This is a genomic window from Acinetobacter sp. YH16053, from assembly GCF_013417035.1.
Lineage (GTDB): Bacteria > Pseudomonadota > Gammaproteobacteria > Pseudomonadales > Moraxellaceae > Acinetobacter > Acinetobacter towneri.
This window is the reverse complement of sequence record NZ_VPEP01000035.1, coordinates 1-9,417: the sequence shown is the minus strand read 5'-3', so window position 1 is coordinate 9,417 and position 9,417 is coordinate 1. Positions and strand designations below refer to the sequence as shown.

Here is a 9,417-nt window from a genome sequence, read left to right as displayed (position 1 = left end):
ATAAGACCGAAGAAAATAAGCAGAAAGATAAAGATCTTTTTAATGGATTTATTTGGGATAAGACCTAAATTTCGCATAAGAAATTTTATGTTAAATATGTAGTTAATTTTCTTAAACTTATTATATATTTAAAAAATATAAATGAAGATATGGCATTAGTAATATGTATTATCATGTGATTTTAGAATTAGGCGAAAAACATCATAAAAATGCGTGGGATAAAGTTGAAATCAAATCAGATTTAACAGATTTAGAAGATTTGATTTGTAAATATGCTGAACCTTACCAGGTTGGGAACCCTATATTAATAAATGGGCGTACAATTCCTATTGAGCATATTGAACGTTTACGCATGTTTTCTAGTGAGATATCTGGTGAGGTTTTAAAACAGCAACAAGCTGCTCAACGAAGGGCTGAAAATCAGGCATCTAGTGTTGTTATGATCGGTTTTTATTCTAATGATTTAGAGTCCGCGATTCTTAAACAAAAAGAAATAACAGAAGAATTAATAACATATGCAAAAGGAACTAAAAAGCAAGTTCCTAATTTATTAGGTAAAGAAAAGAAGGTTACCCCATCTAAAGTATTCATTGTCCATGGGCATGATGATGCATTGATAAATGAAGTAAAAGCTTTTTTATCAGCTCAATTAATTGAGCCAATAGTTCTCAGAGAACAGCACGATGCTAGCCTTACAATCATAGAAAAGTTAGAACGTTACACAAAAGATCCTTCTATTGGGTTTGGGATAGTTTTATACACACCTGATGATCAGGGAAAAGCTATTGGGGAGGATGAGTACAAATTAAGAGCTAGGCAAAATGTTGTTTTTGAGCATGGTTTATTAATAGGTTTATATACTCGTGAAAAAGTAATCTGCTTAGTAAAAAAGGAAGGTCATATTGAAATGCCAGGAGATGTAAATGGTGTCGTATATACAGACCATGGTTATAAAGACTGGCGTATGTCTGTGGCTCATATGCTAAGTGATGCTGGATATGATATTAACTATAGAAAAATTAATTGAAACATATAAAAAAGGAGCTTTCGCTCTTTTTTATATGTTTCAATTTGTACCTAAATCTAGGTTGCAATAAAAGATTTTGTATTAAGCCCGTGTGGCTTTCTTGTAAGCCACAGCAAAGTATCCTTGTGATATAATGCATATCGATATACAATATATTATATGAAGGGCATCTCAATTGATAAAAAGTTTTAAGTGCGAATATACGCGTCAATTATTTGAAACGGGTAAGAGTTCTAAATTTTCAGCTATTTTGAAAGTTGCTACCCGAAAATTGACGATGCTAGATGCAGCAGTAACTTTAGATTTTTTGAGATCTCCTCCAGGTAATCGATTAGAAAAATTAGAACGTGATCGTTTAGGGCAACACAGTATTCGTATTAATGATCAATGGCGAATCTGTTTTGTTTGGACGGATAATGGACCCAGTGAGGTTGAGATAGTCGATTACCATTAATTTTGAGAGGTATATGTATGATCCATCATAATGGTATGAGAGCTGTTCACCCAGGTGAAATTCTTAAAGAAGAGTACATGCTCCCACTAAATTTAAGCTCTACTGCTCTAGCTAGAAAGTTAGGTGTAACTGCAGCTCGAATTAACGATATTGTATTAGAACGTCGCGGTATTACTGCTGATACAGCTTTGCGATTAGCACGATTCTTTGGTGGAGATGCTGAAAGTTGGCTTAATTTACAACATCAATATGATTTGAAAATTGCCTATGAAAAAGCTGGTAAAACCATCGAACAGACTATTAGACCGTATGATGATTTATTGGCATTTGCATAACATTTTAATTGTATATGAAGTAGAAAAGCCTAACTAATGTTAGGCTTTTCTACTTCATATAAGAGATTCTATTTTAAATAAAATTTTGTTCCAATTAATGTGTAATCATCAATTGGACCTTTATTCTCTATCCTTCTTTTTAGAGCATTAGTAAATTTAATAGTGTCGCTCATTGTGACTTTACTGAAATTTTTTCTTTGATCCCAAAAATGATATGCACCATCAGACATTATAAATACTGACATTTCTTCTCCATATTCATCTTTTAAAGAGTCATAGGGGATAAATGTATAGTCATTATCTAAATCAATGAAAGATGAAATCGCATTTGTTAAAGTACTTTGACTTATCTTTTTTTCGTTTAACTCCTTTTTACTATATATTTTTTTATCAAGTAACTTTTGATATTGAGTATGATCATTCGTAAGTTGAATTAATTTAGTATCTTGCTTGATATAAACTCTACAATCGCCAATATGCCAAATGCTCAAACCACTATCATCTAAAAAACAAAATGAGAGAGTTGTAGAGGCCTTAATGTATTCAGAATTTTGACTTTGAATAAAATTTTGAAAATTGATTTTGAGTTCTTCTTTTAAAGAATGTTCTAAGTATTCGTGACTAATTTGTTGAAGGTTTTCAATATAGTTACAAACGAAATAGGATGCTTCTTTTGCACCATGATATGAGCCTAAACCATCAGCAACCCCAAATAAAAAGCCATTACTTTTTTTAAGAGGCACAATTAGTGAATCTTCATTCTGTTTACTTCTTTCAGGCGAAAATTTATCTCTTGCTTCTGAAAAAGATGAAACGCAACTTAATGTAATTTTCATTTTATCACTCTTAGAATATCGTTTCTGATTTCAGCAATCGATTGATATCGGAACCTAACCGTTTGGGAAGTACACTTATTTGCGATGCTAGCTAGCTCTGTTATGTGTAATTGTGACATGACCACGCCTAGTGCAAAAATGTCAGAAAGATGCGAATAATGCGCAGCTTCTTCAACTTCAGGAGCCATGTATCGTGTTGTTCCAAGACATAGACCAATTGCACTCATAACATCGTTAGGATGTGCATTAGGAGCTAAATTTTTAATTAGTCCAAAATCTGAAATTTTATATACTCCATTAAAAAGTAATATATTTTCTGGTTTTATATCTCTATGAACTAGTCCTTTATTATGAAGATATTCCAAACCATCCAGAACATCTAGAATAACTTTAATCTTTTCCTCATTAGAAAGAAGGTCTTTTTTAATTAGCTTATTCAAGTCAGAATCAGCAAGATCCATTACAAAAAATGGAGCATCGCCTTGATGGACTACACAAATAGAAACTATATTTTTGTGAGTACAATTTGTCTGATATCTCATTTCCTGACGGAATCTTTCTAATAGTTCACCTTCAGAAAATAGAGAAGCTTCAGCAATATTTTTTTGTGGAGCAAATCGTTTTAGTGCATATCTAAAATCACATGTAGGTAATGCCACTTCGTATACTTCACCAAATCCTCCAGCTCCAATTTTGTCAACAACTTGGAACTCATAACTTGAGTGTCTGTAAACTTCCAAAATTTATGCTCCTACAAACTTAAAATTTTATAAAAATAATTAGGTATAAATTACTTACTATATTTTCTGCATTTTCTCATAAATTAATAAAAATTATGATTAATATTTGGAATGAAATTTTTTTGTTATAGACAATTAATTTTAAGAAATTCTAAAATTAACATAATACACCTTATACGAAATGCTAATTTTTACTTCTTATAATTCAACAATATAATCCATTTCGAAAAACCCCTGACTGTGAACAGGGGTTTTTTACTTGATTTTTCATGTTCTACGCCTAAATATTAGGCAATGTTTCACAGTTTTACTTAAATAATCTGAATAATTAAATCTATATAATTTCAGCGATTATCTTGAATAAGATTATCCAATTTATCTTCTAATTTTTTAATCTTATATTTGAGCGATAAAATAGAATTTTTTAAACGTTCATGTTCAGGAGCATCAGGATTTTTTAATTGATTAAAAACCTCCAATAATTCTCTGCGTTGAGTGCAGAACCTTTCAATGTCACTTTCAAGAGCCATTCTTGGTGTCCACAGAGCTAGTAAACTTTGCTCATAGTCTTTGAGTTCTTCACAACTCATTGCGGCTAATTCAACTTTAGTTCTCATGGTTTAAAATCCGTTTTGCTATGCAGAGCTTTAAAAATTCGTTTTGCGGTTTCCTCCCTTACACTTTTCGGATCTCGTAAGATGCCACCGATCCAAAGGGCAAAAGCAGGATAATCAGGAAAGTTACTTAGGTCTGATAGTTCAGAGAGTTGAGATAAAATAGTGCTGTACTTGTTAATTTGAGCATCGGATAGATTGAAAAACATGTCTATGGTGTTTTGATCTCGCTGACGCTCTACTAATTTGGGCTTTGGTTTTTCTTTTACTATAAATTTAAAGCCAATTACTGAACGCCCTTTTTTAATTGGATTATAGTCAACTGTTATATCGGTAAATTTATTAATTTCATCTAATGAACTATTCAAAACTCTTCGTTTTAAGTTCCTCAAATCTCTATAAGATTCAGGTAAACCAAATTCTGTAAACATTTCATCTAGCGTTAATTCAAAGCCATTTTTTACCTGATTTTTTTTCGCCAAATGGTAAAAGTCTATTGAGTAGTCTTTTTTTAATTTTAGAACTACATCCTTTTTATAACGAGTGTATGGATTATATTTATCTAAAATCTTTAACATCACCAAAACAATAGATGTAAATCTTAAAGATATCCCTGCATCTTCATAAGTAGCATCAATTACCCAATTAGAGTAGACCTTTTTTCCTTTATCGTTAACGTATGAAAAAGACCGGTCTACTAATTTTTTTGATGCATTTTCAATTTGTTTATAAGCAGAATTGACTTTGATACCACAATCATCAGCAAATTGTTGAGCTGATATTAATATTTGATCTTGTTCACTTGCATCGATATTTCTAGCAATCGGAGATGCCATAATTAAAATTCTTTTTTCATCTACAGACATACTTTTAAAGCATTCAGTAACTTTATTTTGAATAGCCATTGTTGTTACTGGATAAGACTTTTCATAACTATTTTCTTTATTCATTTAGATATCAAACCTTATAAAAAATGAACATGATTTCTGTACCCTCATGAGAAAACAATGTACACCAATAAGATAAAGGGTACAATAATTTATTTGTACCCTTTATCATGCTATTTGTACCCTTTAATCATGCTATTTGTACCCTTTTAAACGATAAAATCATGCTATTTGTACCCTTTATCATGCTATTTGTACCCTTTTAAAGCTTGAAACTATTGCTACATAAGGCTTTCAGAAGGTCTAAAAGCTTTTAAAAGCTTTTTAAAAGAATAAAAGGGAATTTATTCCCAAAGTAAGTTATTAAAACTGCCCTTGGTACTCGCTAAAGCTCGTACTCTATTGAAGCTCGTTTCACTCGCTTCGTGGGGGCAGTTTTTTGCATATATGATCAAGGATTCAAAAAGCAAAACATGAATAATGCATTCGCTATGCTCATGCTTTTTGACGAGCAAAAGCATCAATACTTCGCTCGTAGACACTCGCTAATCACTGTCCCCAGTAATTCAATAAAAAACGGTTTTTCAGAGGGGGAATAAGCAACCTTTCGTTGTGTCGCTCGTAGACACTCGCTAAAAGGCTCTCATTTGCGTTCTAAGCGATTTTATTTTTATCAACTATAGTTTTACTGTATTTCTATCAAAAGTCGCTAAAACCCCCGTTTTTTTGCGCTTAAATGGGATTGCTAAGGCGTGTAGTCATGGTTATTGTCATTTTCTGGCTTTTTAGGCTCATTTCTCTGCTGTTTTTCTTGTTCTTGGCGTCTTAAAAATGCCAAATGTTCTTGTTGCTCTCGTTCTTGTGCATAGCGTTGTTCTTGTTGCTCTCGTTCTTTACGTAACTGCTGTTCTCTAGATTCACGATCTTTTCGGTCGTTTTCGAGCTGTATTGCTCTTTTTTGGGAAAACTCTTGCTGCGCTTCGGTCTCAATTTTTTTTGTAAAAGCCGTATGCAATTCTTGGATTTTTAGATCTTCCATTTCTTCTGCATATAGTCGCTTTTGTTTTTCACCATTTTGAGGACTAAAGTATTTATTTCCATAGTTATCTTCTTCAAATATATAACTATTTATGATCTCCAGTCTTTGATCGCGTACATACTCTTGATACTCAGTTTCTCTGCGTGATATTTCAGAAATTTGATGATCTATATTTGAAATTTGATCATTAAGTTTTCGTTGTTTAACAGTGATGTTCGGTTCGTCAAATTTTGCAAAAGACTTTTTAGGCTGGAGCAGCTGATTTTCTTCTGTCCATTTATTTAAATGATCAGAATATCTCTCTTTTTTTTCTATTTCACTAAGACCAGAAATATGCTTTTGGATGTCTAGTTGGGTGTTGTGTTGGTCGATCAGGTCATTTATTTGATTGATCCATTTTGTTTTAAAAAATAAAGGCTCTTTTTTGCGTAGTTCTGATATTGCAGAACTCATCGTGTTTAATTTTGTTGTTAATTTTGATAATTCTTCATTTTGGAATTCAGAAAGTTTCTGAGAAGTTTTTTCTAAATACTCAGCTTGAGAGTATTGAAACTGAAGCTCACTTCGTACTTTTTGAACAAGATCCTCAGATACTTTGATGTTTTCATCCAGTGCGATGACCTTTTTGATTTTTAAATTACGTAGCTTAATTTCATCATTTTTCAGACTAATTTCTGTAAATATCCCTCGTCTCCGGAGGTATGTCGCTTGAGGACCTTCGTGCTGAGTTGCTTCTAGGTCACTTTCCTGGTCTTCATAACTTCTGTGATCGACACGTTCATCAAATCCATTTTGTTCCAGGTGATGATTGCATAACTCTGCAAATGATTCTCTCCAGTGGCTTACAGTTTCTGTGCCATTGTCACGACTAAAGTCCCTATATTTTTTTGCTGAAAAGCCACCATGCTCATTAATACTTCGGGTTGTGAACATGATGTGTGCATGGTAGTTGCGTTCATCACTTCCACTGTCTGTATGAGGTGCATGAATAGCAGCATCAACGATGACACCGTATTTTTTAACGAGGTTTCGGCAAAGTTCATTGAGCATATTTTCACGCTGTTCAGCGTTTAACTCACTGGGAAATGCAATCTCAAACTCTCTTGCAAGTAATGCATCTTTTCTACGTTCAACCTTTTCGACTTCATTCCAAAGTGTTTGGCGCTTGAGTAACTCAGTATTTGTATTTTCAGGTGCATAGATTTTTGTAAATTCGACACCAGTTTTTCTTGTGTAGTCTTGTTCTTTTCCATAAAAATCGCATACCAATTTTTCACTTGAACGATATGCAGCACAAGCAACGGCCGATCGTCCATTACCTCTACTAATCGTTTTAACTGAAAAATGATATATCGCCATTTTGCTTTTGCTCTTTATTTCGATTTATCGAAATTACCAACATGTATATGTTGGTCAGGGGATTACAAAGGGGATTTACCCCTTGTCGCACCATTGGATGAAATCCAATGGCTAAGTGCGCCCTTCGGGAAAACCACGATAGCATGGGCTGTCTTGAATTTCAATTCAAACAGACCTATGCTTGAGGGGGATTCCTTGAGATGGTGATGGTATGAGTGTTGAAACTTTAGAGCAAAAAATTGCAAAGCAAGAAGAACGATTAAGACAACTAAAAGCACAAAAACAAGCTATTGCTGCTCGTGAAAAAAAGAAAGTTTCTGATCAGCAACGTAAAGATGATACGAGACGTAAAATTCTACTGGGAGCTTGGGCTTTAAATAAATTAAAAAATGATGAATCGTTTAAGGGTCAACTAACCGATTTTGAAAAGTTTTTAAGCACGGAAAGTAAGACTGAAGAAAATAGGCAGAAAGATAAAGATCTTTTTAATGGCGTTATATGGAATAACACCTAAATTTCGCATATGAGATTTTGTATTAAATAAAAAAACAATCCCCTAAAAATAGGGGATCTTGTTAGTAATGGAATCGACATTGAATTATAGAGATTCGTTCATCTGTCACTTCATAAACTAATCTATGCTTTTCATCAATCCTACGACTCCAAAATCCTGAAAGATTAGCTTTTAAAGGTTCTGGTTTTCCTGTTCCTTCAAAAGGTGTTCGCTGACATTCTTTGATTAAGGTATTAATACGCTTAAGTATCTTTTTATCCTGTGTCTGCCAATAGATATATTCATCCCAGGCATTATCAGTCCATTCGACGTTACGATTCGTCATCCTCAATCAACTCTCTGTGTTTTGTTTTCCCTGCACGTAATTGAGCAATTGATTCATTTAAACGACTTGCATTATTTGGAGATGAAAGGAGATATAACGTTTCCATTAAGCTATCGTAATGATCTTGTCCCATTACTACAGCATGGCCACCTTCTTTTCTTGTAATAAAAGCAACGTCTACATCATCAATTACTTTATCTAAAACAGATTTTAAATTGTTACGTGCGTCCGTATATGTAAATACATGCATATATCTATCCCTCATAGGGTAAGCTGCGTCAAAACGCTGCTAGCTAGACTACCTAGGCGGTAGTGATTGAAACTTTACAATCCTAAATGTACAGAATCCTGTACATATTGTCAATTTCGTATAACCACCATTATGTTAAATTATGGTCTATTCATTAAATAACGGGGACTTCATGAACAAATTAATATACTTCATCATTCTTAATATTCTTTTAATTGGTTCTGTTTATGCTGAAAAAAATAAATTTTTAAATATGGCTCAAAGTAAAGTAAAGCAGGAAATGAAAGATCCTGACTCTACAAAGTTTCAAAATTTAAGGGAAATCAAAAATTCTGTTGGTGAGAGTGTGGTTTGTGGTGAAGTAAATGCTAAAAATTCCTATGGAGGATATGTTGGATATCATTTATTTTCGTATAGTCCGGATGGGGTTGTAATTTTAAATTCACCAAAAGATAGCGATTATTATAGAAATAAGTTTATTTATGACAAATCTGGCTGTGCAGGTGAAAAAGAAGAATTTTTAGCTCGAAATAAAGATATGTTCAAAAATTACTGTTTGGTTGCATATGACCTTTTTACAGACGTAATAGTAAATAATAAAACGAATTTAGATGCTATTACTTATGCCATGAGTAATTATCAAAAATATAATTTGAGTGTTTTTAATAATGATCTAGATAAAGCAAAAACAGATTTATTAGCAAATTTGGAACAAGTATTACAATCTAAAGAGACTGTAAAAAAAATTAAAAAAGATAAAAACGGAATGTTTAAAGCTCAATATATGTTTATTTGTCCTATAAGCATGGAAAAAAAATATATTTTTGAAAAGTAATGAAAAGAGAAAATTATTGAGTTTTCCTAAAATTAACATAATACACGTTATACGAATTCCCAAGGCATGGCTTTTAGTCATGCTTTTTTTATCAAAAGACTATACCTGAATGATAGCGAGCCAAATCGCATACAATATCTATCATTAGACTTAATGCAATAATTAAATGATAGTATTATCATTAATCTAATAGAATTAAGAT

12 protein-coding genes are annotated in these 9,417 nt (G+C 32.6%); 5 read left to right on the top strand and 7 right to left on the bottom strand.

Annotated features, from left to right (window positions below; genetic code table 11):
* Positions 1-163 precede the first annotated feature (163 nt).
* The 3 genes from FTV43_RS13795 to FTV43_RS13785 all read left to right on the top strand — a co-directional run bounded on the left by FTV43_RS13795 (position 164) and on the right by FTV43_RS13785 (position 1,816).
* Positions 164-1,027, top strand: a complete 864-nt coding sequence (locus FTV43_RS13795) for a TIR domain-containing protein (RefSeq protein WP_179991628.1) — start codon at positions 164-166, stop codon at positions 1,025-1,027.
* A 175-nt stretch (positions 1,028-1,202) separates the two neighbouring features.
* Positions 1,203-1,481: a type II toxin-antitoxin system RelE/ParE family toxin gene (locus tag FTV43_RS13790; protein WP_179991629.1), complete on the top strand. Its 279-nt coding sequence runs from the start codon at positions 1,203-1,205 to the stop codon at positions 1,479-1,481.
* A 17-nt stretch (positions 1,482-1,498) separates the two neighbouring features.
* Positions 1,499-1,816: a HigA family addiction module antitoxin gene (locus tag FTV43_RS13785; RefSeq protein ID WP_179991630.1), complete on the top strand. Its 318-nt coding sequence runs from the start codon at positions 1,499-1,501 to the stop codon at positions 1,814-1,816.
* Positions 1,817-1,884: 68 nt separating this feature from the next.
* Here the strand turns inward: FTV43_RS13785 and FTV43_RS13780 are convergent, their stop codons facing one another.
* The 5 genes from FTV43_RS13780 to mobQ all read right to left on the bottom strand — a co-directional run bounded on the left by FTV43_RS13780 (position 1,885) and on the right by mobQ (position 7,291).
* Complete coding sequence (locus tag FTV43_RS13780) at positions 1,885-2,652, bottom strand: PP2C family serine/threonine-protein phosphatase (RefSeq protein ID WP_179991631.1); 768 nt, start codon at positions 2,650-2,652, stop codon at positions 1,885-1,887.
* Positions 2,649-3,392 (bottom strand): serine/threonine-protein kinase, encoded by a 744-nt coding sequence (locus FTV43_RS13775; protein ID WP_179991632.1) that lies wholly within the window; start codon positions 3,390-3,392, stop codon positions 2,649-2,651. Before FTV43_RS13775 ends, FTV43_RS13780 begins: the two co-directional genes overlap by 4 nt.
* Before the next feature lie 344 nt (positions 3,393-3,736).
* Positions 3,737-4,009: a hypothetical protein gene (locus tag FTV43_RS13770; protein ID WP_179991633.1), complete on the bottom strand. Its 273-nt coding sequence runs from the start codon at positions 4,007-4,009 to the stop codon at positions 3,737-3,739.
* Positions 4,006-4,956 carry a replication initiation protein gene (locus FTV43_RS13765; protein WP_179991634.1) on the bottom strand — a complete coding sequence of 317 codons (951 nt, stop codon included), beginning with the start codon at positions 4,954-4,956 and terminating at the stop codon, positions 4,006-4,008. Before FTV43_RS13765 ends, FTV43_RS13770 begins: the two co-directional genes overlap by 4 nt.
* A 682-nt stretch (positions 4,957-5,638) precedes the next feature.
* The gene (gene mobQ, locus FTV43_RS13760; RefSeq protein WP_046128217.1) at positions 5,639-7,291 is read right to left on the bottom strand and encodes a MobQ family relaxase; all 1,653 of its coding nucleotides are present in this window, start codon (positions 7,289-7,291) and stop codon (positions 5,639-5,641) included.
* A 211-nt stretch (positions 7,292-7,502) separates the two neighbouring features.
* Here mobQ and FTV43_RS13755 point away from each other — a divergent pair, with 211 nt between their 5' ends.
* Entirely contained in the window at positions 7,503-7,805 is a 303-nt protein-coding gene (locus FTV43_RS13755) for a hypothetical protein (RefSeq protein ID WP_179995731.1), read from the top strand.
* Positions 7,806-7,866: 61 nt separating this feature from the next.
* Here the strand turns inward: FTV43_RS13755 and FTV43_RS13750 are convergent, their stop codons facing one another.
* On the bottom strand, positions 7,867-8,130 hold the full coding sequence (locus FTV43_RS13750; RefSeq protein WP_000184943.1) for a Txe/YoeB family addiction module toxin: 264 nt from the start codon (positions 8,128-8,130) through the stop codon (positions 7,867-7,869).
* Positions 8,117-8,380, bottom strand: coding sequence for a type II toxin-antitoxin system Phd/YefM family antitoxin (locus FTV43_RS13745; RefSeq protein ID WP_000557944.1), 264 nt, complete (start codon positions 8,378-8,380; stop codon positions 8,117-8,119). The genes FTV43_RS13750 and FTV43_RS13745 overlap by 14 nt, the downstream gene beginning before the upstream one ends.
* Positions 8,381-8,552: 172 nt before the next feature.
* On the opposite strand from FTV43_RS13745, the gene FTV43_RS13740 reads away from it, so the two are divergent.
* Positions 8,553-9,215, top strand: coding sequence for a hypothetical protein (locus FTV43_RS13740; RefSeq protein ID WP_057692831.1), 663 nt, complete (start codon positions 8,553-8,555; stop codon positions 9,213-9,215).
* The last annotated feature ends 202 nt before the right edge of the window (positions 9,216-9,417 follow it).